25 protein-coding genes are annotated in these 21,222 nt (G+C 60.7%); 15 read left to right on the top strand and 10 right to left on the bottom strand.

The genetic code is table 11. The annotated features are described in order from the left end of the window. Window positions 1-132 precede the first annotated feature (132 nt). The 6 genes from BMZ46_RS17790 (at window position 133) to BMZ46_RS17765 (ending at window position 5,534) form a co-directional block, all read left to right on the top strand. Window positions 133-1,626, top strand: coding sequence for an acetyl-CoA hydrolase/transferase family protein (locus BMZ46_RS17790; protein ID WP_074689736.1), 1,494 nt, complete (start codon window positions 133-135; stop codon window positions 1,624-1,626). Between the two features lie 321 nt (window positions 1,627-1,947). Further along, entirely contained in the window at window positions 1,948-2,163 is a 216-nt protein-coding gene (locus BMZ46_RS17785) for a DUF1127 domain-containing protein (protein WP_011331828.1), read from the top strand. 331 nt (window positions 2,164-2,494) lie between these two features. Further along, window positions 2,495-2,812: a DUF2388 domain-containing protein gene (locus BMZ46_RS17780; protein ID WP_074689737.1), complete on the top strand. Its 318-nt coding sequence runs from the start codon at window positions 2,495-2,497 to the stop codon at window positions 2,810-2,812. Between the two features lie 107 nt (window positions 2,813-2,919). Beyond that, complete coding sequence (locus BMZ46_RS17775) at window positions 2,920-3,228, top strand: DUF2388 domain-containing protein (protein ID WP_064592548.1); 309 nt, start codon at window positions 2,920-2,922, stop codon at window positions 3,226-3,228. A 27-nt stretch (window positions 3,229-3,255) separates the two neighbouring features. Beyond that, entirely contained in the window at window positions 3,256-3,576 is a 321-nt protein-coding gene (locus BMZ46_RS17770) for a DUF2388 domain-containing protein (protein ID WP_039764795.1), read from the top strand. Continuing rightward, complete coding sequence (locus BMZ46_RS17765; RefSeq protein ID WP_039764797.1) at window positions 3,573-5,534, top strand: DUF7844 domain-containing protein; 1,962 nt, start codon at window positions 3,573-3,575, stop codon at window positions 5,532-5,534. The genes BMZ46_RS17770 and BMZ46_RS17765 overlap by 4 nt, the downstream gene beginning before the upstream one ends. Before the next feature lie 65 nt (window positions 5,535-5,599). Here the strand turns inward: BMZ46_RS17765 and BMZ46_RS17760 are convergent, their stop codons facing one another. The 3 genes from BMZ46_RS17760 to trpB all read right to left on the bottom strand — a co-directional run bounded on the left by BMZ46_RS17760 (window position 5,600) and on the right by trpB (window position 8,225). After that, on the bottom strand, window positions 5,600-6,043 hold the full coding sequence (locus tag BMZ46_RS17760; protein ID WP_007953914.1) for an anti-virulence regulator CigR family protein: 444 nt from the start codon (window positions 6,041-6,043) through the stop codon (window positions 5,600-5,602). 122 nt (window positions 6,044-6,165) lie between these two features. Next, window positions 6,166-6,978, bottom strand: a complete 813-nt coding sequence (gene trpA / locus BMZ46_RS17755) for a tryptophan synthase subunit alpha (protein ID WP_074689738.1) — start codon at window positions 6,976-6,978, stop codon at window positions 6,166-6,168. Further along, on the bottom strand, window positions 6,978-8,225 hold the full coding sequence (trpB, locus tag BMZ46_RS17750; protein ID WP_064379337.1) for a tryptophan synthase subunit beta: 1,248 nt from the start codon (window positions 8,223-8,225) through the stop codon (window positions 6,978-6,980). The genes trpA and trpB overlap by 1 nt, the downstream gene beginning before the upstream one ends. Window positions 8,226-8,337: 112 nt before the next feature. Between trpB and BMZ46_RS17745 the strand changes: the two genes are divergently transcribed. Beyond that, window positions 8,338-9,255, top strand: a complete 918-nt coding sequence (locus BMZ46_RS17745; RefSeq protein WP_039764803.1) for a LysR family transcriptional regulator — start codon at window positions 8,338-8,340, stop codon at window positions 9,253-9,255. Here the strand turns inward: BMZ46_RS17745 and BMZ46_RS17740 are convergent. Next, window positions 9,228-9,554 carry an ElaB/YgaM/YqjD family protein gene (locus BMZ46_RS17740; RefSeq protein ID WP_011331820.1) on the bottom strand — a complete coding sequence of 109 codons (327 nt, stop codon included), beginning with the start codon at window positions 9,552-9,554 and terminating at the stop codon, window positions 9,228-9,230. The two genes, BMZ46_RS17745 and BMZ46_RS17740, sit on opposite strands and share 28 nt — an antisense overlap. A 156-nt stretch (window positions 9,555-9,710) precedes the next feature. Here BMZ46_RS17740 and BMZ46_RS17735 point away from each other — a divergent pair, with 156 nt between their 5' ends. Next, the gene (locus BMZ46_RS17735; RefSeq protein WP_007953919.1) at window positions 9,711-9,926 is read left to right on the top strand and encodes a dodecin; all 216 of its coding nucleotides are present in this window, start codon (window positions 9,711-9,713) and stop codon (window positions 9,924-9,926) included. A 128-nt stretch (window positions 9,927-10,054) separates the two neighbouring features. Then, complete coding sequence (locus tag BMZ46_RS17730; protein WP_039764805.1) at window positions 10,055-10,279, top strand: DUF1161 domain-containing protein; 225 nt, start codon at window positions 10,055-10,057, stop codon at window positions 10,277-10,279. 61 nt (window positions 10,280-10,340) lie between these two features. On the opposite strand, the gene BMZ46_RS17725 is transcribed toward BMZ46_RS17730, so the two are convergent. Then, window positions 10,341-11,342 carry an LLM class flavin-dependent oxidoreductase gene (locus BMZ46_RS17725; RefSeq protein ID WP_039764807.1) on the bottom strand — a complete coding sequence of 334 codons (1,002 nt, stop codon included), beginning with the start codon at window positions 11,340-11,342 and terminating at the stop codon, window positions 10,341-10,343. Window positions 11,343-11,585: 243 nt separating this feature from the next. Between BMZ46_RS17725 and BMZ46_RS17720 the strand changes: the two genes are divergently transcribed. Together BMZ46_RS17720 and BMZ46_RS17715 are read left to right on the top strand one after the other, a co-directional pair. Beyond that, window positions 11,586-12,017 carry an OsmC family protein gene (locus tag BMZ46_RS17720; protein ID WP_011331817.1) on the top strand — a complete coding sequence of 144 codons (432 nt, stop codon included), beginning with the start codon at window positions 11,586-11,588 and terminating at the stop codon, window positions 12,015-12,017. Between the two features lie 112 nt (window positions 12,018-12,129). Continuing rightward, window positions 12,130-12,369: a DUF1161 domain-containing protein gene (locus BMZ46_RS17715; protein ID WP_074689739.1), complete on the top strand. Its 240-nt coding sequence runs from the start codon at window positions 12,130-12,132 to the stop codon at window positions 12,367-12,369. A 6-nt stretch (window positions 12,370-12,375) separates the two neighbouring features. On the opposite strand, the gene BMZ46_RS17710 is transcribed toward BMZ46_RS17715, so the two are convergent. Together BMZ46_RS17710 and BMZ46_RS17705 are read right to left on the bottom strand one after the other, a co-directional pair. Continuing rightward, window positions 12,376-12,795 (bottom strand): PA0061/PA0062 family lipoprotein, encoded by a 420-nt coding sequence (locus BMZ46_RS17710; RefSeq protein ID WP_074689740.1) that lies wholly within the window; start codon window positions 12,793-12,795, stop codon window positions 12,376-12,378. A gap of 40 nt (window positions 12,796-12,835) precedes the next feature. Further along, window positions 12,836-13,258 (bottom strand): PA0061/PA0062 family lipoprotein, encoded by a 423-nt coding sequence (locus tag BMZ46_RS17705; protein ID WP_074689741.1) that lies wholly within the window; start codon window positions 13,256-13,258, stop codon window positions 12,836-12,838. Window positions 13,259-13,316: 58 nt separating this feature from the next. Here BMZ46_RS17705 and BMZ46_RS17700 point away from each other — a divergent pair, with 58 nt between their 5' ends. Then, on the top strand, window positions 13,317-14,399 hold the full coding sequence (locus BMZ46_RS17700; protein ID WP_074689742.1) for an aminopeptidase: 1,083 nt from the start codon (window positions 13,317-13,319) through the stop codon (window positions 14,397-14,399). A 102-nt stretch (window positions 14,400-14,501) separates the two neighbouring features. Here BMZ46_RS17700 and BMZ46_RS17695 read toward each other — a convergent pair whose 3' ends face one another. Both BMZ46_RS17695 and BMZ46_RS17690 read right to left on the bottom strand, forming a co-directional pair. After that, complete coding sequence (locus BMZ46_RS17695) at window positions 14,502-15,152, bottom strand: HAD family hydrolase (RefSeq protein ID WP_074689743.1); 651 nt, start codon at window positions 15,150-15,152, stop codon at window positions 14,502-14,504. Window positions 15,153-15,180: 28 nt separating this feature from the next. Continuing rightward, a complete protein-coding gene (locus tag BMZ46_RS17690) occupies window positions 15,181-15,726 on the bottom strand; it encodes a gamma carbonic anhydrase family protein (RefSeq protein ID WP_074689744.1) in 546 nt (181 codons plus the stop codon). A 62-nt stretch (window positions 15,727-15,788) separates the two neighbouring features. Between BMZ46_RS17690 and prlC the strand changes: the two genes are divergently transcribed. The 3 genes from prlC to BMZ46_RS17675 all read left to right on the top strand — a co-directional run bounded on the left by prlC (window position 15,789) and on the right by BMZ46_RS17675 (window position 20,310). After that, entirely contained in the window at window positions 15,789-17,867 is a 2,079-nt protein-coding gene (gene prlC, locus BMZ46_RS17685) for an oligopeptidase A (protein ID WP_170844917.1), read from the top strand. Further along, window positions 17,864-18,154: a YheV family putative zinc ribbon protein gene (locus BMZ46_RS17680; RefSeq protein ID WP_007953955.1), complete on the top strand. Its 291-nt coding sequence runs from the start codon at window positions 17,864-17,866 to the stop codon at window positions 18,152-18,154. The genes prlC and BMZ46_RS17680 overlap by 4 nt, the downstream gene beginning before the upstream one ends. A gap of 113 nt (window positions 18,155-18,267) precedes the next feature. Next, window positions 18,268-20,310: a M3 family metallopeptidase gene (locus BMZ46_RS17675; RefSeq protein WP_074689745.1), complete on the top strand. Its 2,043-nt coding sequence runs from the start codon at window positions 18,268-18,270 to the stop codon at window positions 20,308-20,310. Here the strand turns inward: BMZ46_RS17675 and BMZ46_RS17670 are convergent. Next, window positions 20,297-20,941, bottom strand: coding sequence for a phosphatase domain-containing protein (locus BMZ46_RS17670; protein WP_074689746.1), 645 nt, complete (start codon window positions 20,939-20,941; stop codon window positions 20,297-20,299). The genes BMZ46_RS17675 and BMZ46_RS17670 overlap by 14 nt on opposite strands. Between the last annotated feature and the right edge of the window lie 281 nt (window positions 20,942-21,222).

Raw genomic sequence — 21,222 nt, 5'->3', positions numbered from 1 at the left:
CAGATCCGGTAACGGTGTTTTACTTGAAACCCGCAAAATAGACGCCTCGTTTGCGACCTTGGTAGCGGGACAGGCGCTCGCGAAATTCACTAGACTGCGCATCCTGCTACTCGCTGCCCGAGAAAATAATCCATGTACCGTGACCGTATTCGCCTGCCTTCGTTGTTGGATAAAGTGATGAGCGCCGCCGACGCCGCTGCGCTGATCGAGGACGGCATGACCGTCGGCATGAGCGGCTTCACCCGCGCCGGCGAAGCCAAGGCCGTTCCCCATGCGCTGGCCGAGCGAGCCAAGGTCACGCCGCTGAAGATCAGCCTGATGACCGGCGCCAGTCTGGGCAATGACCTCGACAAGCAACTGACCGAGGCTGGCGTGCTGTCCCGGCGCATGCCGTTCCAGGTCGACAGCACCTTGCGCAAGGCAATCAACGCCGGCGAAGTGATGTTCATCGACCAGCACCTGTCGGAAACCGTCGAGCAACTGCGCAACCAGCAGCTGAAGCTGCCGGACATCGCCGTCATCGAAGCTGTGGCCATCACCGAACAGGGCCACATCGTGCCGACCACTTCGGTGGGCAACTCGGCGAGCTTCGCGATCTTCGCCAAACACGTGATCGTCGAGATCAACCTGGCGCACAACGCCAACCTCGAAGGTCTGCACGACATCTATATTCCGACCTACCGCCCGACCCGCACGCCGATCCCGCTGGTAAAGGTCGACGACCGCATCGGCAGCACCGCGATCCCGATCCCGCCGGAGAAGATTGTCGCCATCGTCATCACCCAGCAGTCGGACTCGCCGTCCACCGTGTCGTCGCCGGATGTCGATACCAAAGCCATCGCCGATCACCTGATCACTTTCCTCAAGCAGGAAGTCGACGCCGGGCGCATGACCAACAAGCTCGGCCCGTTGCAGGCCGGGATCGGCAACATTGCCAACGCGGTGATGTGCGGGCTGATCGATTCGCCGTTCGAAGACCTGACCATGTATTCCGAAGTGCTGCAAGACTCGACCTTTGACCTGATTGATGCGGGCAAGCTGAGCTTCGCCTCGGGCAGCTCGATCACTCTGTCGGAGCGGCGCAACAGCGACGTGTTCGGCAATCTGGAGAAGTACAAGGACAAGCTGGTATTGCGTCCGCAGGAAATCTCCAACCACCCGGAGGTGGTGCGGCGCCTGGGCATCATCGGCATCAACACCGCCCTTGAGTTCGACATCTATGGCAACGTCAACTCCACCCACGTCTGCGGCACGCGGATGATGAACGGCATTGGCGGCTCGGGCGACTTCGCGCGCAACGCACACCTGGCGGTGTTCGTGACCAAGTCGATCGCCAAGGGCGGCGCGATTTCCAGCGTGGTGCCAATGGTCAGCCACGTCGACCATACCGAGCATGACGTCGACATCCTGGTGACCGAAGTGGGCCTGGCCGACCTGCGCGGCCTGGCGCCACGGGAACGCGCCCGGGTCATCATCGATAATTGCGTGCACCCGGATTACCGCCCGGCGCTGAACGATTACTTCGAAAAAGCCTGTGCGATCGGCGGCCACACCCCGCACATCCTGCGTGACGCCCTGAGCTGGCACATCAATCTGGAAGAAACCGGACGCATGCTGGCGGTGTAATCCGCACAGATTTTCCGCTGGCGCAAACACAGTTTCGTCAGCGGAATTTTGAAAACCGCCGCAGCCGTCAAAAACTGTACTGCTGTACCGGTCTTTTCCTACGGCTTTTGCCTACTCTAATCATCGATTTGGGTAAAAATGCACCAAATAAGCGCAGACAAGTACAGTTTGCGCAATTTTGACCCGTACACCCCCTATAAACAGTTAACTGGTCACTCACAATACAGGTGAACTGTATCTAGAGAGTCTGGCCAAACGAGAGGATCATGGGCACCAGTTAAACCACTACCTAATCCCGCCACAAGCGGAAGGATGTCAACCATGGAACGTACACTCAGTTCCGAACTGTTCTTCGAAGACAAAGCTGTAAAAACCCAGGCTTCCCTGCCTCTGCGCGTTATCGCCAACCTGATGTTGTGGCAGCGCCGCATCTCCAGCCGCCACCAACTGGCTCGCCTGGATTCGCGTCTGCTGGCCGATGCCGGTATCAGCGAAGCACAACGCTACGAAGAGCTGAGCAAGCCGTTCTGGCGCTAAGCAGCGTCGCTGGCTCTGGTCGCTAGACCCACCGCCAGCAACCCGAATTGAATACACAAGACCCGTCGCGGGAAACCGCGACGGGTTTTGTCGTTTGTGGTCTAGGAAAACCGAGTCTCCACCCTGATCATCGAACAGGTACAGTTCTCATAATCTAATTAAAGGCAGGTACAGTTACGAGAAATCGATTAAGGCCAGCATCCTGACCACTGTGCGAAGTCGCAATGGAAGCCTAAGATCCATGCAGAACGTGGCGAATGCTGTGCGACTGGCGTCTGACCTTCAGACACCGAGCCACCTCTCAATACGGTTTATCCACAGGAGTTCTCCCATGTCCCGTCTTCGTCTGCTCAGCGCCGCCGCCATGTTGGCCGTAGCTGCCAACGCCAGCGCCACCAGCTTCATCGTGACCACCGACGCCGTTGTTGGCGCGCTCAAGTCCTCTTCCGATGCCACCTCCGACGTTACTTCGTCCTTCCGTGACGACAAGATCGTGCTCGCTGCCCGTGACGACGCTGCCAGCTTCGTAGCCAGCGAAGGTGAAATCCGTGGCGTGAAACTGGAGAGCGCACTGGATCACATCCGTCATCAGGCTCCGCAACTGAACGCGACCGACGCACAGCTGGCCCAGGCCATTCTGACGATCTAAGCGACAGAAACATTACGGGGCACGCCGGTCGTGTCCCGATGTTTCGGCGCTGGCTCTAGTCCGGGCATTGCGCTAGCCTTGGGACTCGCCAACAGTTGCCGAGTCCCATGCGTTTTCTTTCAAATCTGCTTATCCCTTCTTTACTGCTCACCGCCTGCTGGATTCCTCTGGCAGACGCCTTCGATGTGTCCACACAGAACACCGTCGTCAGCGTCTGGGCCACGGGCATGGTTTCTTCCGCACCGTTCGACCGTAAACTGATCATCGCCGCGCACGACGATGCCGCAGCGTTCGTTGCCAGTGACGGCCAGATGCGCGGCGCACAGCTCGAATCTGCGCTGCATTACCTGCGCAAGAGCCGGCCAAAACTTCATGTCAGTGACCTTGAACTGGCACAGGCAATTCTCGTCCAATAGTCATCCCTGTCCTTTCGGAGTCGTTCCATGCGTAGCCCGCTGATTGCTGCCGCCCTTGGCCTGCTGTTGTTGGCCGATATGGCCCAGGCACACACCCTGGTAGCCACCAGTAACATCATCGTCCGCGCCTCCCAGCGCACCATCGATTTCACCTCCGACACCACTACGTCGATTCGCGATTCGAAAATCATCCGCGAAGCCCATGACGACGCTGCCAGTTTCGTGGCCAGCGACGGTGATATCCGTGGTGCAAACCTGGAAGCGGCCTTCAAAACCTTGCGCACCCGCGTGCCGGAAGCCCGCGACGCCAGTGATCAGGTACTCGCCGAAGCCATCCTCGCACTGTGAGGTCACTCGGCGCCTGGCTGCTGGCCGGGGCGTTGTTGCTGCTTGGCAACAGCGCCCACGCCGGCCTGCAATTGCGGCTCAAGACCGATGGCTTGAGCCCCGCCCAACAACAGGCCAGCCAGGCGCTGCTCGATGAAGCCATGCAGGCATTGCCGCCGAGCTTCATCGAACGCCTGGACCGGCGCATCGATGTCGGCTGGACCGACGACATGCCTGGCAACGCCTACGGTCAGGCAACGCTCGTCTCCGAGCTGGACCTGAACCGCAAACTGCTCGCCGGACTAACCGATGGCAGTGCGGCCAAAGAAAAAACCAATCGCCCCCATGGCACCGTTCGCCGAGAACTGCTGGCCACGGTGCTGCATGAAATCACTCACATTTACGATCGCGCGCGCTTGTGGCCAGCGGCCGAACGCACGCTGATCCAGCGCTGCACCCGGCGCAATAACAGCGCCGGGCTGATCGGCATTCCCGATGAGTGCCGCGGCCAGAACGGTCGGCGCTTCACCCTCAGCGATGATCCACGCCTGCTCGATCTCGCCGGCTGGCAGCAATACGTCGGGCGTCGGGGTGAGCGGGAACAGCACAACCGGCAGATCGCTCGCAGCCCCGACCTCTACGAAATCTCCAGCCCGAAGGAGTTTGTCGCGGTCAACATGGAGTATTTCCTCCTCGACCCGAGCTACGCCTGCCGTCGCCCGGCGCTGTATCGCTATTACCAGGAACACTTCGGCTGGGCACCGCCAGCAAAGGATGAATGCGCCAAAACCTTCGCCTTCCTCAACGCCGGCAACGATTTTGCCAAACAGCCCCTGGGCCAGGTCGATCCGGAACGCGTGTACGCGGTGGATTACCTGTTGGCCGAAGCCAACCAGAACTGGGTCAGTCGTTGGGGCCACAGCATGTTGCGTCTGGTGATCTGCGCACCGGGGCGGCCACGCGGGCCTGACTGCCGACTGGATCTGGACCAGCATCTGGTGCTGTCATACCGCGCCTTCGTCGGCGACGTGCAGTTGTCGAGCTGGGACGGGCTGGTCGGCAAGTACCCGTCGCGCCTATTCGTGTTGCCGCTGGCGCAGGTGATCGACGAATACACCAAGACCGAACTGCGCAGCCTGGCGTCGGTGCCGCTGAATCTCTCGCGCAGCGAAATCGAGGGCGTGGTCGAACACGCCGCCGAAATGCACTGGAGCTACGACGGCAATTACTTCTTCCTCTCCAACAACTGTGCGGTGGAAGGCCTGAAACTGCTGCGCAGCGGCAGCAACAACGCCCGACTCACCGGCCTCGACAGCATCATGCCCAACGGCTTGCTGGAAGTGCTGAAGGGGCGCGGCCTGGCCGACACCAGCGTGCTTGATGATCCGAAAGAGGCGTTGCGCCTGGGTTATCGCTTTGACTCGTTCCGTGACCGTTATCAGGCGATGTTCGATGTGTTGAAGAAGCAATTGCCGATCAAGCAGACAACCGTTGAAGAATGGCTTTCGCTGTCCGCCGAAGAGCGTCGCCCATGGTTCGAACGGGCCGACCTGCGCACCAGCGCCGCGCTGTTGTTGCTGGAACAAGCCAGTTTCCGCCGCCAACTGTTGCTGGCTCAGGATGAGGTCAAGCAACGTTACCTCGGCGCCCGGGAGCTGGAAAACGGTGGCATGGACAAGGCCAACGCGACGTTGCAGCAGATTCTCGCCAACAGCGGCTTCCTCAGCCGGCCGGCAGAATTGCTCGACTCCCGAGGTTATGGCCTGCCGCAACCAAGCGAATTCAGCCGACTGGAAGCAGAAAGCAGCCAGCGCCAGAAACAATTGCTGGCCCTGACCGGCGATCTGGATAAGGAAGTGCGCGCGCTGCTGGAGCCCAAACGAGCAGCCGAGATTGCGGCCAGCGAGGCCAACGTAAAGCAGATTGGCGAACATCTGCGCAAACTGCACAAAGCCTCGGGCGGATTGGAGTTGCCCTGAACAACAGCCCTGAAAACAAAAGACCACAGCCCGTAAAGGCTGCGGTCTTTTTTATTGCCTGACGGTCAGTACAGAACGCCATCCAGTACTTCGTAAACAACCCCGCTACCCACCGCGATCAGCACGATGTCACCGCCGGCACGACGCCATTCATAACCCGGGTAATACGGCAGACGACTCAACGCCCGGTTATCCAGCCGCTCGCCGTAATAGCCGTGGGGCAGCGGCCGGCCACGTACGAGGTGGATGCCTGGAGGGGGCGGCGCACCGCGCACGAAGTAGCCATGATTGTCACGGATCACCTGACGCACCGGGCCGAAGTCCCGAGGCGGCGGGCCGCCGCGATGGTTGCTTTGCCAATCATGGTGATCACCACCGCGATTGTCGTAGTGGCCCTGCTGCGGGCCGCCGTGGTCGTGATCGTCGCGCGGATCGGCGCTGGCCAGCAGCGGTGTCGCGCTGATCATCAGCACGCCCAGACTGGCAATCAGACGTTTCGGCATTTTCATCGGGTCTTTCCTCACTGCACTGACAGCAAAAAGGGATTCAGAACGTGGTTCTGAATCCCTCGGTCTTGCTTGGTTAGTCTGTGCTTGGAGGCTCTAATTCCTCTGTATCAGGAACTTTACCTTCAGCTGACGCGAGCCTTACGCACGCCTTCGGACAGCGCCGAACACAGGCTCAGCACGCCGTCGATGGCCTGGTCCGGCGTGGTCGCGTTGGCGATGTGATCGATCAGCGCCGAGCCCACCACCACACCGTCGGCCAGACGCGCAATGGACGCGGCCTGCTCCGGCGTGCGGATACCAAAACCGATGCTGATCGGCAGATCGGTATGACGACGCAGACGCGCCACCGCCTCCTCGACGTGTTCCAGAGTCGCCGCACCGGCGCCGGTCACACCGGCAACCGACACGTAGTAAACGAAGCCTGAGCTGCCATTCAACACTTTCGGCAGACGCGCATCATCGGTGGTAGGAGTGGTCAGACGGATGAAGTCGATGCCCGCCGCCTGGGCCGGGTCGCACAGCTCCGAGTTATGCTCCGGCGGCATGTCGACCACGATCAGGCCATCAACGCCGGCCTCTTTGGCTTCAGCGATGAAGCGCTCGACGCCGAACTTGTGGATCGGGTTGAAGTAACCCATCAGCACCAGCGGGGTGTCGCTGTTGCCTTCACGGAACTCGCGAACCATTTGCAGGGTTTTGATCAGGTTCTGTTTGGCACCCAAGGCGCGGATGTTGGCCAGTTGGATCGCCGGGCCGTCGGCCATCGGGTCGGTAAACGGCATGCCCAACTCGATCACGTCGGCACCGGCTTTCGGCAGGCCCTTGAGGATCGCCAGCGAGGTGTCGTAGTCCGGGTCGCCAGCAGTGACGAAGGTCACCAGGGCGGCGCGGTTCTGTTCCTTGAGTTCGGCAAAGCGGGTTTGCAGGCGGCTCATCAGTGTTTCTCCTGCTTCGATTGCTCTTGTTGAGAGTGTTCCATGTGGTGCATGACGGTCTGCATGTCTTTGTCGCCGCGACCGGACAGGTTGACCACCATCAGGTGATCCTTCGGCAGTTTCGGTGCGCGTTTGAAGACTTCGGCCAGGGCATGGGCGCTTTCCAGTGCCGGAATGATCCCTTCCAGACGGCAGCACTGGTGGAACGCAGCCAGGGCTTCGTCGTCGGTCACCGAGGTGTACTGGACGCGGCCGATGTCATGCAACCACGCGTGCTCAGGGCCGATGCCCGGATAGTCGAGGCCGGCGGAAATCGAGTGGGCGTCGATGATCTGGCCATCGTCGTCCTGCAGCAGGAAGGTGCGGTTGCCGTGCAGCACACCCGGTACACCGCCGTTGAGGCTGGCCGCGTGCTTGCCGGTCTCGATGCCGTAACCGGCGGCTTCGACGCCGATGATCTCGACGCTCTTGTCGTCGAGGAACGGGTGGAACAGGCCCATGGCATTGGAACCACCGCCGATGCACGCCACCAGGCTGTCCGGCAGGCGACCTTCCTGAGCTTGCAGCTGATCGCGGGTTTCCTTGCCGATAACCGCCTGGAAGTCGCGAACCATGGCTGGATAAGGGTGCGGGCCGGCCACGGTGCCGATCAGGTAGAAGGTGCTGTCGACGTTGGTCACCCAGTCACGCAGCGCTTCGTTCATTGCGTCTTTCAGGGTGCCGGTGCCGGCGACCACCGGGATCACCTCGGCGCCCAGCAGCTTCATGCGGAACACGTTGGCCTGCTGGCGCTCAATGTCGGTGGTGCCCATGTAGATCACGCAGTCCAGTCCAAAACGCGCAGCCACGGTGGCGGTAGCCACGCCGTGCATGCCGGCGCCGGTCTCGGCGATGATGCGTTTCTTGCCCATGCGCCGCGCCAGCAGGATCTGGCCGATGCAGTTGTTGATCTTGTGCGCGCCGGTGTGGTTCAGCTCTTCGCGCTTGAGGTAGATTTTGGCGCCGCCGCAGAACTCGGTCAGGCGCTCGGCGAAATACAGCGGGCTCGGACGTCCGACGTAGTCGCGCTGGAAGTAGGCCAATTCCTCTTTGAACGCCGGATCTTCCTTGGCCGCCTCGTATTCGCGGGCCAGGTCGAGGATCAACGGCATCAGGGTTTCCGCGACATAACGGCCGCCGAACGAGCCAAACAGGCCGTTGGCGTCAGGGCCGTTACGCAGATCGGAGGTGTTCGAAGTCTGGGTCATGGTTCGCTCCAGCGGATTTCACGAGAAGACAATGGCGTTCACTCTACCCCTGACCTTCCAGGCTGAAAACCGATAAGATCGCCACAACCTGTCAGGAAAACTCACAGATATCATGAGCCATGATCTTCCCCCGCTGAACGCCCTGCGCGCCTTCGAAGCCACCGCTCGCCTGAACAGCGTCAGCCAGGCTGCGGAACAGCTACACGTCACCCACGGCGCGGTCAGCCGCCAGCTCAAGGTGCTGGAAGAGCATCTCGGTGTCAGCCTTTTCGTCAAGGACGGTCGTGGCCTGAAACTCACAGATGCCGGCATCCGCCTGCGCGATGCCAGCGGCGAAGCGTTTGATCGCCTGCGCAGCGTTTGCGCCGAACTCACCCAAAGCACCGCCGATGCGCCGTTCGTGCTCGGTTGCTCCGGCAGCCTGCTGGCGCGCTGGTTCATTCCGCGATTGGGACGCTTGAATGCGGATCTGCCGGATTTACGTCTGCACCTGTCAGCCGGCGAAGGCGATCTCGACCCGCGCCGTCCGGGACTGGATGCATTGCTGCTGTTCGCCGAACCGCCATGGCCGGCAGACATGCAAGTCTACGAGCTGGCCAGCGAGCGCATCGGCCCGGTCATGAGCCCGCTGTTCAGCGGCTACCAGCGCCTGCAATCGGCACCGCCCATCGCCCTGCTGGACGAGCCCTTGCTGCACACGACTTCACGCCCGCAAGCCTGGCCGAGCTGGGCGCAGCAAAGCGGCTTCGACGCCAAGGCGTTAAAACTGGGGCAAGGTTTCGAACATTTGTATTACTTGCTGGAAGCGGCCGTCGCCGGGTTGGGCGTGGCAATCGCACCGGAACCGCTGGTGACCGAAGACTTGAAGGCCGGACGCCTGGTCGCGCCGTGGGGCTTCAGTGAAACCCCGGCGCAACTGGCGTTGTGGCTACCCAAGCGCGCCGCGGACGGACGCGCCCGGCAATTGGCGCAGTGGCTCAGGAACGAGCTGCGCCAGACGGATCACTCGCCGCGCTTGAACAGCAAGTAAGCGGCCAGCAGACCCAGCGCACCGACCGCCACACCGGCAGTCGTCCACGGGTGTTCCTGCGCGTAATCGCGGGTGGCGATCCCGGTCTCGCGGGTTTTGACTTTGACTTCTTCGTAGGCATCGCTGAGCAGGCTGCGCGAATGTTTCAGCGCGCTTTCAGCGTTGCTCTTGAGCGCCTTGAGGGTCTTGCGCGACTCGTCAGAAGCGTCGTCCTTCAGGCTTTCCAACGACTTGAGCAGACTCTCGATCTCCGCTTCCATGCTTTGCAACGAGGCTTTGCGTAACGAGGTGTTGGCCATGGTGGCTCTCCTGCATTGGTGATGAGTGGCGTGTGTTGGTTGGGACTTCAGCGTTTCTGGAAAGTGCAGAAAATCTGAACTTCCTCTTGTCCGGATCGCCGAAATCAACACGGCAAATCGCTGCTAGGCTCAATTGCACACTTCAAGGAGAACACCATGAGTGACCATCACACCTACAAGAAAGTCGAGCTGGTCGGTTCGTCCACCAGCAGCATCGAAGACGCCATCAACAATGCGTTGGCCGAGGCCAACAAGAGCATCAAGCATCTGGAATGGTTTGAAGTGACCGAAACCCGCGGCCACATCAAGGATGGCAAGGCTGCCCACTTTCAAGTGACCCTGAAAGTCGGGTTCCGGATAGCCAGCAGCTGAGTTTGGTCTACGCTTCTGAACTTGCGCGCTGGCCGAGTGCCATAGGAATGGCAATGCGCTACGAGGTGAGTGCATCGAGCGAACGGCTCGATGCCCGCCTTAATTAATCCGACCAGGGAGTGCGACCGATGAAGAAGTTGATATTGGCAGTAGGTTTGTTGAGCCTTGCGGGTGGTGCGTTTGCTGCCGGCAAGCCCTGTGAAGAACTGAAGGCTGAAATCGCGGCCAAGCTGGATGCCAAGGGCGTTTCCGGGTATTCGCTGGAGATTGTCGACAAGGGTGCGGCCAGTGGCGGCAAAGTCGTCGGCACCTGCGAAGGCGGCGCCAAAGAGATCGTCTACACCCGCGGCTGATCACGCCGGAAAAACAAAAGCCGACGCTATGCGTCGGCTTTTTTGTGCGCGGCTATCGGGCTCAGCCCTTCATCACCTGCGCCAGCAGTTCGTAGGAATGCAGGCGATCGGCGTGCTCGTACAGGTCGCAGGTGAAGATCAGCTCATCAGCCTGGGTCTGTTCGATCAGCACTTCGAGTTTCGCGCGGATTTTCTGCGGGCTGCCGACCATCGCCAGACCGAGGAAATCACCCACGGCCTCACGCTCGTGGGGCAGCCACAGGCCGTCCATGGTTTTCACCGGTGGGCGCTGCACCAGACTTTGCCCACGCATCAGCGCGAGGATTCGTTGGTACACGGAGGTCGCCAGGTAGTCGGCCTGTTCATCGGTGTCGGCTGCCACCAGCGGCACGCCGAGCATCACATACGGTTTATCGAGCACCGCCGATGGCTTGAAGTGATTGCGGTAGACGCGAATCGCCTCGTGCATGAAACGCGGCGCGAAATGCGAGGCGAAGGCGTAGGGCAAACCGCGCTCACCGGCCAGTTGCGCACTGAACAGACTCGAGCCGAGCAGCCAGATCGGCACGTTGGTGCCGGTGCCCGGCATCGCGATCACCCGCTGATCCGGCGTGCGCGGACCAAGAAAGCGCGCCAGCTCAGCCACGTCTTCGGGGAAATCATCAGCACTGCCGGAACGCTCACGACGCAAGGCACGGGCGGTCATCTGATCGGAACCCGGCGCACGCCCCAGACCGAGGTCGATACGTCCCGGATACAGGCTTTCGAGGGTGCCGAACTGCTCGGCGATCACCAGCGGTGCGTGGTTGGGTAGCATCACGCCGCCAGAGCCGACCCGGATGGTCGACGTGCCGCCGGCCAGATAACCCAGCAACACCGAGGTGGCGGAACTGGCGATGCCATCCATGTTGTGGTGCTCGGCGACCCAGAACCGCGTGTAGCCAAATTTCTCGACATGCTGCGCCAGGTCCAGCGAGTTGCGCAGCGACTGGGCCGGGCTGCCGTTCTCGCGCACCGGCACCAGATCGAGGGTGGAAAATTTTACGTCGGACAGTTGCTTCATAAACCTGCATCTCCGATTGAGGGCGCAGGTGTGTTCTTGGCGAACGCGAACCTGCCCAATTCATAAGCGTGTTGTGTGCAATGAGGGCATATACCCGAGTTTCAATAGCCGATCCGAAATTTCCTACTAAAAAAGTCAACGATTCACATGGGCTGAACTTTGTTCCGACGTCTATCCTCAGAAGCCTTGCAGGCAAAAACCACGACGGCGCGGCATTTCGCGCCCGATTTGAAGGAGGCACACATGGCTATCGTGAAGAAGGCATCCGCGCATTGGGAAGGTGACCTGAAAACCGGCATCGGCTCGATTTCCACCGAAACCGGCGTCCTGCGTGAAGCGCCCTACGGCTTCAAGGCCCGCTTCGAAGGCGGCAAGGGCACCAATCCGGAAGAACTGATCGGCGCCGCCCATGCGGGCTGTTTCTCCATGGCGTTCTCGATGATTCTCGGTGACGCCGGGCTCAAGGCCGACAGCATCGACACCCAGGCCGAGGTCACGCTGGATCAGGTGGACGGCGGTTTTGCAATCACCGCAGTGAAACTGATCCTCAAGGCAAAAATTCCGGGAGCGACCCAGGCGCAGTTCGAGGAGCTGAGCAACAAGGCCAAGGAAGGTTGCCCGGTGTCCAAGGTGCTGAATGCGAAGATCAGCCTGGACGCTTCGCTAGTGAGTTAAGACGATTCAATCGCTTGAGCCGAATCAGAACCCGCCAGGCAAAAATGTGGTCGAATAAATGACAGCAGCTTTCGCGCATCTTCGTGCGCGCTGCTTCGATGGAGCTTCAACCATGAAACGTTTTGCCTTGGCGGTTATCTGTGGCGTGCTGGCAACGTCGGCCTTCGCAGCGCCCAAAGACTGCGAAGAACTCAAGCAAGAGATCGAAATCAAGATTCAGGCGAATGCCGTGCCCTCCTACACCCTGGAGATAGTGTCCAAAGAGGAGGCTGAAAAACACGACGTCGCCATGATCGTCGGCACCTGCGACAACGGCACCAAAGCCATCATCTATCAAAAGAACGACCGCTGATACGTCTCAGATGATGCAGTTGACTTCGCGATCCTCGGCGACGATTTCCCGCTTGTCGTTGTACAGGCGGGCACTCGGGGTGAACGCCAGCGAGCGGCCTTCCAGCCTGTAACGCTGCCCTGCCTCGAAATGATCGTAGCGGATGGTCAGGTAGCACAGGCGCTCCACAGGGCCGGTCATCAGGCTGCCGCCTCCGCCGAACACTTCAAAGTCGAAGCGCACCCGCAACTCATGGCTGCCGGGCGTAACCTGAAAGAAACGCCCATCAGTCAGTCGCTTATTGTCGAGACGCTCAGCCATCAGCAACTTACCGCCCGGGGACGGCGTCGAGAACTCGACCCAGGCCATGTTCGGATCGACGGGGGGCAACGGTGTCTGGCAACCGGCGAGCAGGCTGACGGCGAGCAACAGCATCATCGTACGCATGATGGATGTCCGTGAGTTCGGACATCCAGCATAACGCCGATCAGGTTCGCTGACAGCCCGCCGGCGTGCCCTGGCCCACCACGTTGCGTTGTTGATCGTAGAGTTTGGCCCACGGGCGGAAACCGATGCTTCCCGCCTGCAACTGATAACGCTGGCCGGCGTTGAAATCCTTGAATTTCACGTTCAACTGACAATCACGCCAAAGTGGCTCGGCATCCGGGCCGATGTTGGTCGCCTCGACCGGAAATTGATAACGCACCCTCAGCTCATGGCTGCCGGGCTGCACTTCGAAGTAACGATGATCGACGGCAGCCTTGTCGTCGACTTCCAGCGCCTGCAGCGCCGTGTCCTGTTGCCGGGCATCCAGATCGATCCAGGCTTGCGAGGGGTCAGGGTTCGGCATTCCGAATCCGGCACAACCGGCCAGCGTCAGCACGCTTCCTGTCAGTATCAACATGCGCATAGCGAAGCTCCAATGGGCGGGATAGTCTTGGGCAGACTTTCCGGGGGGATTTCTTATTTTGATCAGGCCGCTTCCAAGCCATGGGTTACTTGATCGCGTTTTGCGGATTTTGTTTCCGGGTGTGATGATTTTGTTGCTCAACGGTTGCTCAAGCCTGAGCTATTACAGCCAGCTGGCCAGCGGTCAGCTGCAGCTTTTGCGGGCGCGGGAGCCGGTGGCCAAGGTGATCGCCGAACCGGCTCGCGACGCCAAACTGCGCACTCACCTGGCTCAGTCCCAGAAAGCCCGGGCTTTTGCCAGCGAACACCTGCATCTGCCGGACAACCAAAGCTATCGCCTCTATGCCGACATCGGTCGGCCGTTTGTCGTGTGGAATGTGTTCGCCACCCCGGAGTTTTCCCTGAGCCCGCAGAACCATTGCTTCCCGATTGCCGGTTGCGTGGCCTATCGCGGCTATTACAGCCAGAGCGCGGCGCGGGGCGAAGCCGCGATTCAGCGCCTGCAAGGCATGGACGTGTCGATCGGCGGCGTCGAGGCTTACTCGACCCTGGGCTGGTTCAATGACCCGATCCTCAATTCGATGATGGGCTGGGGCGACGAGCGTCTGGCAACGCTGATCTTCCATGAACTGGCTCACCAGCGTTTCTATGTGAAGGACGACACCGAGTTCAACGAGTCCTTCGCGACCTTCGTCGAGCAGGAAGGTACGCGGCAGTGGCGAGCGTTTCGCGGCTTGCCCCCGGAAAATGACTCGAAGCTCAAGCAACGGGACCAATTCATTCAGTTGATCCTCGATACCCGCTCACGTCTTGAAAAGCTTTATGCACAACCATTGGCGGCAGCGCAGATGCGCGAGCGCAAGGCGGCGGAGTTCGAACGGTTTCGACACGACTACCGAACAATGCGCGATAGCCAGTGGGCCGGCGACAAACGCTATGACGCCTGGGTCAATGCGCCGTTGAACAACGCGCGGCTGTTGCCGTTCGGGCTGTATGACCAGTGGGTGCCGGCGTTTGCGGCGTTGTTCAGGCAGGTCGGTGGGGATTGGCTGAGGTTTTATGCGCAGGTGGAGAGGTTGGGTGAGTTGCCAGTGACTGAGCGCAAAGCGGCGCTGAAAGCGTTGGTAGATTCGAAAGTCTGAGTGGCTGAAAGGTCCTGTTCGCGAGCAAGCCCGCTCACACATTAAGTCTGTGTTCAACACAAAACCAATGTGTGAGCGGGCTTGCTCGCGAAGGCTATCTGATCAGCGCTGCAAAAATGCCTGATGCAACTGATCCAAAGTCTCGAAGTGATAAGCCGGCGCCTCGGCATTCAACTCTTCAAAACTGCCAAACCCATAACCAACAGCCGCCGCATCCAGACCGTTGCTGCGAGCACCGATCAGGTCATGCTTGCGGTCACCGATCATCAGCGTATTGGCCGGATCCAGACCCTCTTCAGCGATCAGGTGCGCAATCAGCTCGACCTTGTTGGTACGGGTGCCGTCCAGTTCGCTGCCGTAGATCACCTTGAAGTGCCTGGCAAAATCAAAGTGCCGGGCGATTTCCCGGGCGAACACCCACGGCTTCGACGTCGCGATATACAGCTGCCGGCCTTGGCCGCTCAGAGTTTCCAGCAACGGCGTGACGCCTTCGAACACCCGATTCTCGTAGAGGCCGGTGACCTTGAAGCGCTCGCGATAGAAATTCACCGCCTCCCACGCCTTCGCTTCATCAAAACCATAAAACTGCATGAACGCCTGCAACAGCGGCGGGCCGATGAAGTGTTCCAGCTTGGTCAGGTCCGGCTCATCGATGCCGAGTTTGCTCAAGGCGAACTGGATGGAACGGGTGATGCCCTCGCGCGGATCGGTGAGGGTGCCATCGAGGTCGAACAGTACGGTCTGGTAATGCATGAAAAATTCCGGGAAATAGAGAGAAAAGTCAGAGCTGGTCGTAGCCTTCAGCCAGATGCAGGTCCTTGAGCTTCACGTAGTTCGCCGCGCTGTAGGTGAAAAAGGCGTTTTCCTTGTCGGTCAGCGGGCGAACCTGTTTCACCGGACTGCCCACGTACAGAAAGCCGCTTTCCAGGCGCTTGCCCGGCGGCACCAGGCTGCCGGCGCCGATGATCACGTCGTCCTCGACCACCGCGCCGTCCATCACGATGCTGCCCATGCCGATCAATACGCGGCTGCCGACGGTGCAGCCGTGCAGCATGACCTTGTGGGCGATGGTCACATCATCGCCGATCAGCAGCGGGAAGCCGTCCGGGTTGAACGGGCCGGCGTGGGTGATGTGCAACACGCAGCCATCCTGCACGCTGGTGCGCGCGCCGATGCGGATGCGGTGCATGTCGCCGCGGATCACGGTCAGCGGCCACACGGAGCTGTCTTCGCCGATTTCGACGTCGCCGATCACCACCGCCGAGCCGTCGACAAAAGCGCCTGGGCTCAAGCGTGGGGTGTGATTCTGGTACTTGCGAAGGGACACGATTAGTTCTCTCTCTGTCGCCGATAGCTGCGGTGGGTGTCGATTGTAATTAAGATGGGCGCATGTTTCTTCCAGCCAAGGTGCCAACCGTGAGCGTGAACAACCCTCTTCTGCAGTCCTACGACCTGCCGCCGTTCTCCGCGATCCGTGCCGAACACGTGCAGCCTGCCATCGAAACCATCCTGGCCGACAACCGCGCCGCCATCGCCGAAATCCTCAAGACCCAGGGCCAGAACCCGACCTGGGCCGGGCTGGTGCTGGCGATGGACGAACTCAATGATCGCCTGGGCGCCGCGTGGAGCCCGGTCAGCCACCTCAATGCCGTGTGCAACAGCGCCGAACTGCGTGAAGCCTACGAGTCGTGCCTGCCGGCATTGAGCGCCTACTCCACCGAGATGGGCCAGAACCGCGAGCTGTTCCAGGCCTATGAGGCCCTGGCCAACAGCCCGGAAGCCGCCGGTTTCGACGTGGCGCAGAAAACCATTCTGGAACACGCCCTGCGCGATTTCCGCCTGTCGGGTATCGACCTGCCGGAAGCCGAACAGAAACGCTACGCCGAAGTGCAGAGCAAGCTATCGGAGCTGGGCAGCCGCTTTTCCAATCAGTTGCTCGACGCCACTCAGGCCTGGACCAAGCACCTGACCGATGAAGCCGCCCTCGCCGGCCTGACCGATTCGGCCAAGGCGCAAATGGCTGCTGCCGCCCAGGCCAAAGGCCTCGACGGCTGGCTGATCACCCTGGAATTCCCGAGCTACTACGCGGTGATGACCTACGCCCAGGACCGTGCGCTGCGCGAAGAAGTCTACGCCGCCTACTGCACCCGTGCGTCGGATCAAGGCCCGAACGCCGGCCAGAACGACAACGGCCCGGTCATGGATGAAATCCTCGACCTGCGTCAGGAACTGGCGAAGCTGCTCGGTTTCTCCAGCTTCTCCGAACTGAGCCTGGCCACCAAAATGGCCGAGTCCAGCGATCAGGTGCTGAGCTTCCTGCGCGATCTGGCCAAGCGCAGCAAACCGTTTGCCGCCCAGGATCTGCAACAGCTCAAGGCTTACGCCGCCGAGCAGGGCTGCGCCGATCTGCAAAGCTGGGACAGCGGTTTCTACGGTGAAAAACTCCGTGAACAACGCTACAGCGTGGCTCAGGAAACCCTGCGCGCCTACTTCCCGATCGACAAAGTGCTGGGCGGTCTGTTCGCCATCGTTCAACGTCTTTACGGCATCGAAATCGCCGAACTGAAAGGCTTCGACACCTGGCACCCGGATGTACGCCTGTTCGAGATCAAGGAAAACGGCCAGCACGTCGGCCGCTTCTTCTTCGACCTTTACGCCCGCGCCAACAAACGCGGCGGTGCCTGGATGGACGGCGCCCGCGACCGTCGCCGCACGGTCGGCGGCGTGCTGCAAAGCCCGGTAGCCAATCTGGTGTGCAACTTCACCCCGGCCGACAGCGGCAAGCCTGCACTGCTGACCCACGATGAAGTGACGACCCTGTTCCACGAATTCGGCCACGGCCTGCATCACCTGCTGACCCGAGTCGAGCATGCCGGCGTGTCCGGCATCAACGGCGTGGCGTGGGACGCGGTCGAGCTGCCAAGCCAGTTCATGGAGAACTGGTGCTGGGAGCCGGAAGGTCTCGCGCTGATCTCCGGCCACTACGAAACCGGCGAGCCGCTGCCGCAGGATCTGCTGGAAAAAATGCTCGCGGCGAAGAACTTCCAGTCCGGTCTGATGATGGTGCGCCAACTGGAGTTCTCGCTGTTCGACTTCGAACTGCACGCCACCCACGGTGACGGCCGCAGCGTCGCGCAGGTGCTCGAAGGCGTGCGCAACGAAGTCTCGGTGATGCGTCCGCCGGCCTACAACCGCTTCCCGAACAGCTTCGCCCACATCTTCGCCGGCGGTTACGCGGCGGGTTACTACAGCTACAAGTGGGCGGAAGTGCTGTCGGCGGATGCCTTCTCCAAGTTCGAAGAAGACGGCGTACTCAATGCCGACACCGGTCGCGCCTTCCGCGAAGCGATCCTGGCTCGCGGTGGTTCGCAGGCGCCGATGGTGCTGTTCGTCGACTTCCGTGGCCGTGAGCCGTCGATTGACGCACTCTTGCGCCACAGCGGCCTGAGTGAGGACGCGGCAGCATGAGTGAGGCACCCGTGAAGACCAAAAAACGCTTTATCGCCGGGGCGGTCTGCCCGGCGTGCAGCGAGCCGGACAAACTGATGATGTGGAGCGAGGACGATGTCCCGCACCGTGAATGCGTGGCGTGCGGTTACAGCGACACGCTCAATGCCCAGGGGCTGTCGGTGCCGAAAGAGCTGGGCACGCGGGTCAACACCAGCGCGCTCAAGCCTGCACCGGACAAAACGGTTCAGGCGGTGCAGTTCTTCCCGAATCCGAAGCTGAAGAAAAAGCCTGACGAGCAGCACTGATCCTCAACCACCTTCCACGATTCGTCGGTGGAAGGTGGTATTGGCTTAACACCTGTCCCCCGCACTTGCTTCGTAGGCTGGCCTCTTTGCGCCACGCCTCGAAGGAAGCTGCCATGCCCGACACCAATCCCCTCCTGCAACACTGGACGCTGCCACCCTGGCCAGCGATTCGCGCCGAGCATCTCGTGACGGCAGTCAACCGCATCATTGCCGACAATCGACACATCATCGCCCAAGTGATCGCCAGTCAGTCCGAACATCCCGGCTGGGACGATCTGGTGCTGAGCATCGACGAAGCCGATGCCCGCCTCGGTGAAGTCCGCTCGATTCTCGAAACGTTGTCGATGGTCAGGTCCGACGATCCCACCTGGCTCGTGGAAAGCGCCAAGGCGCATCTGGCGATCAATCAGTATCGCTCTGAAAAATCCCGCAATCGCCCGTTGTACGAGGCATACCAGCGTTTGGCACAGAGTTCGATCGCGGCCAGTTTTGATGAGTCGCGCAACATCGCACTGTTGCGGATTCTGCGCCGGTTCAAGCAGTCGGGCATTGAGCTTCCCACTCAACAGCAACAGGAGCTGGCGCGGTTGAACCTCGAGATCGGCGGGTTGGAGCACGTATTTCTGGACAACCTCGAGCGCTGGACCGAGGCGTGGAGCAAGCGTGTCGACGACATTGCGCTGCTCGCAGGCTTGTCGCCGGCGATGAAGGATCGTCTGGCGCGCGCCGCACGCGAGGCCGGGCATGACGGCTGGCTGATCCGGCTGGAGCAGAACACCTGCCAGCACATTCTCAAGTACGCCGAGAACCGCGCCTTGCGTGAGGAATGCTACGTAGCCTACATGACCCGCGCCTCCGATCAGGGCCCACTGGCCGGCCGCTTCGATAACGGCCCGGTGCTGACCAAGCTGCTTGCCTTGCGCCAGCAGAAAGCCCGTTTGCTCGGCCACGAAAACGCCGCGCAACTGAGTCTGGCCAAACACAGCGCCGGGACGACCGCATGGGTCAGTGGTTTTCTCCAGCGTCAGGCGGCGCAGCTGGCACCTGCCCTCGCGCAGGATGCAGAACAACTGGCGGCCTTTGCGCAGCAATGCGGGATCGACCGGGTCCAGCCGTGGGATGAAGACTTCCTCGCAGAACAATGGCGCCAGCAGCAGTTTCCCGGCGCACTGGAAAACCTGCGTGATTACTTCCCACTCGAGGGCACCCTGCGCAGGCTCTTTCTGTTCTGTGAACGGATGTTCGGGATCCGCATCGTCGAGCAGTCCGGCGGCGGGCATTGGCATGACGATGTGCGCCTGCTGGAAATCAGCGAGCATGAACAGCTTATCGGCTACATCTACCTCGACCCGTTTCACCGCGACAAGGCGGTGGACTTTCCCGGCACCACCACACTGCGCAATCGCCGGATCAACGCCGAAGGTCGCCCGGCGCTGCCGATTGCGCTGCTCTACAGCAATTTCACACCGGCCACCGACACCCATCCGTGCCGGCTCGAAATCGACGATCTGCGGGTGCTGTTTCATGAATTTGGCCATTGCCTCCAGCACGTGCTGACTCGCTCGCCCCATCACAGCCTGTCCGGCATCCTGCAACTGGGGCATGAAGCGGCGGAGTTTTCCGGGCAATTGTTCGAGCAGTGGTGTCAGTCGCGGGAGTTTTTGCTGTGGCTGGGTGCGCATTTTCAGACCGGCGAACGCTTGAGCGACGCACGGGTCGAAGCGGTACTGTCAGCTGCTCAGTCCCATTCCAGCCGGCAACAGGCCTTGTTGCTGATGGGGGCGATGATCGATTTCGAGCTGCACCTGACCCACGGCGACGGGCGCTCGGTCGAGGAGGTCTGCACCGATGTGCAGCGCAGTTTGGGTCATCTGCAACTGCCGGACGATCATCGCTTCGCCAATGGATTCGATTACATGGTGACCCAGTACGACGCCTCGGTTTACGCGTACGTCTGGTCGGGCGTGCTGGCTCAGGAAGCGTTCAAGCGCTTCAGCCGGGACTGGGTGTTCAACGCGCAAACCGGCCGTGAGTTTCGTGCAACGTTCTTTGCGCCGGGTGCGGGGCGTCCGTTGCTGGGCGCGGTGGAAGCGTTCGTCGGCCGGCCGGTTGCCGGCCTCGTTGACGGGGAGGCCGGACTAATTACTTCAAATTGACCGTCTGAAACCAGCTCTTCATCGAACACGTGGCAAACGCGCTGGTGCTGCAATCGCCATTGGCCAGCGCGGTGCGTAATTTGTCGACATCGGCCTGCATCACGTAACGCACGCTGTCCCGGAAGTGCCCACTCTCACCAAAGCCGCCTTGAGTCATTTCGTTCAGCGCGTCTTCCTTGCTCCAGCCCTGCACGACGATCCGGTACATCGCCGCCATCAGGCCGGTGCGATCGGAGCCGTGCTTGCAGTGCATCAGCACCGGGCCGTCGGCTTCGGCGGACTGAATGGCACGCAGGGTCTTGAGCACATCGCTGTCGTCCACGTGATTGGTGCGATAGGGCAATTGCACCTGATGGATACCGGGGGCTTTCAGCCAGTTGGAATCCGCTTCCGGCAGGAAGTTGATGACCGTGGCCACCTTCAGGTTGTTCAGCAACGGTACCGCGCCGTCGTCGGGGAGCGCGCTGCGATACAGCGTGGGCGACATCTGGAACAGGTTGTATTGCACCTCTACCGGTTGCGCCCACTCGACGGGACGGGAAGCCGGGGTTTGCGCGGCCTGAGCTGGACTCCAGCTGAACAGGGCCAGCAGCGATAAACAGAATGCGAAGGAAAAACGCGTCAGGAACATGCTTTACGGCGACCGTGTGGGTTTCGTCAGTGAAGACCGCAGCTTGCTAGCCACGTAGTCAAATCCCCGTGAGGCGCTTGTAAAAGAATCGTGAATAGGCCGGTTCCCTTGGTCGAAAAGCGGTCTTTTTTCGGCTGAATCGATTCATCCGGTTGCTTAGCCTGCTACCATTTGTCACATCATGTTGCAGACGTGTACCCCTTCTACCGGTCATTCCGGCCACGTCGCAGCCAGAAAATTCTTGAGCCGTTCGCAGAAACGGCTGACAACCATCAATGCCT

The organism is Pseudomonas sp. NFIX49, from assembly GCF_900115915.1.
In the GTDB taxonomy this organism is placed as follows: Bacteria; Pseudomonadota; Gammaproteobacteria; order Pseudomonadales; family Pseudomonadaceae; genus Aquipseudomonas; species Aquipseudomonas pharyngis.
This window is presented reverse-complemented; position numbering and strand designations above follow the sequence as displayed.

What these genes read in the sequence shown, in the direction of transcription:
- BMZ46_RS17790 (WP_074689736.1), top strand. Translation starts at nt 133, where the DNA reads ATGTACCGTGACCGTATTCGCCTGCCTTCGTTGTTGGATAAAGTGATG.
- BMZ46_RS17785 (WP_011331828.1), top strand. Translation starts at nt 1,948, where the DNA reads ATGGAACGTACACTCAGTTCCGAACTGTTCTTCGAAGACAAAGCTGTA.
- BMZ46_RS17780 (WP_074689737.1), top strand. Translation starts at nt 2,495, where the DNA reads ATGTCCCGTCTTCGTCTGCTCAGCGCCGCCGCCATGTTGGCCGTAGCT.
- BMZ46_RS17775 (WP_064592548.1), top strand. Translation starts at nt 2,920, where the DNA reads ATGCGTTTTCTTTCAAATCTGCTTATCCCTTCTTTACTGCTCACCGCC.
- BMZ46_RS17770 (WP_039764795.1), top strand. Translation starts at nt 3,256, where the DNA reads ATGCGTAGCCCGCTGATTGCTGCCGCCCTTGGCCTGCTGTTGTTGGCC.
- BMZ46_RS17760 (WP_007953914.1), bottom strand. Translation starts at nt 6,043, where the DNA reads ATGAAAATGCCGAAACGTCTGATTGCCAGTCTGGGCGTGCTGATGATC.
- trpA (WP_074689738.1), bottom strand. Translation starts at nt 6,978, where the DNA reads ATGAGCCGCCTGCAAACCCGCTTTGCCGAACTCAAGGAACAGAACCGC.
- trpB (WP_064379337.1), bottom strand. Translation starts at nt 8,225, where the DNA reads ATGACCCAGACTTCGAACACCTCCGATCTGCGTAACGGCCCTGACGCC.
- BMZ46_RS17745 (WP_039764803.1), top strand. Translation starts at nt 8,338, where the DNA reads ATGAGCCATGATCTTCCCCCGCTGAACGCCCTGCGCGCCTTCGAAGCC.
- BMZ46_RS17740 (WP_011331820.1), bottom strand. Translation starts at nt 9,554, where the DNA reads ATGGCCAACACCTCGTTACGCAAAGCCTCGTTGCAAAGCATGGAAGCG.
- BMZ46_RS17735 (WP_007953919.1), top strand. Translation starts at nt 9,711, where the DNA reads ATGAGTGACCATCACACCTACAAGAAAGTCGAGCTGGTCGGTTCGTCC.
- BMZ46_RS17730 (WP_039764805.1), top strand. Translation starts at nt 10,055, where the DNA reads ATGAAGAAGTTGATATTGGCAGTAGGTTTGTTGAGCCTTGCGGGTGGT.
- BMZ46_RS17725 (WP_039764807.1), bottom strand. Translation starts at nt 11,342, where the DNA reads ATGAAGCAACTGTCCGACGTAAAATTTTCCACCCTCGATCTGGTGCCG.
- BMZ46_RS17720 (WP_011331817.1), top strand. Translation starts at nt 11,586, where the DNA reads ATGGCTATCGTGAAGAAGGCATCCGCGCATTGGGAAGGTGACCTGAAA.
- BMZ46_RS17715 (WP_074689739.1), top strand. Translation starts at nt 12,130, where the DNA reads ATGAAACGTTTTGCCTTGGCGGTTATCTGTGGCGTGCTGGCAACGTCG.
- BMZ46_RS17710 (WP_074689740.1), bottom strand. Translation starts at nt 12,795, where the DNA reads ATGCGTACGATGATGCTGTTGCTCGCCGTCAGCCTGCTCGCCGGTTGC.
- BMZ46_RS17705 (WP_074689741.1), bottom strand. Translation starts at nt 13,258, where the DNA reads ATGCGCATGTTGATACTGACAGGAAGCGTGCTGACGCTGGCCGGTTGT.
- BMZ46_RS17695 (WP_074689743.1), bottom strand. Translation starts at nt 15,152, where the DNA reads ATGCATTACCAGACCGTACTGTTCGACCTCGATGGCACCCTCACCGAT.
- prlC (WP_170844917.1), top strand. Translation starts at nt 15,789, where the DNA reads ATGTTTCTTCCAGCCAAGGTGCCAACCGTGAGCGTGAACAACCCTCTT.
- BMZ46_RS17680 (WP_007953955.1), top strand. Translation starts at nt 17,864, where the DNA reads ATGAGTGAGGCACCCGTGAAGACCAAAAAACGCTTTATCGCCGGGGCG.
- BMZ46_RS17675 (WP_074689745.1), top strand. Translation starts at nt 18,268, where the DNA reads ATGCCCGACACCAATCCCCTCCTGCAACACTGGACGCTGCCACCCTGG.
- BMZ46_RS17670 (WP_074689746.1), bottom strand. Translation starts at nt 20,941, where the DNA reads ATGTTCCTGACGCGTTTTTCCTTCGCATTCTGTTTATCGCTGCTGGCC.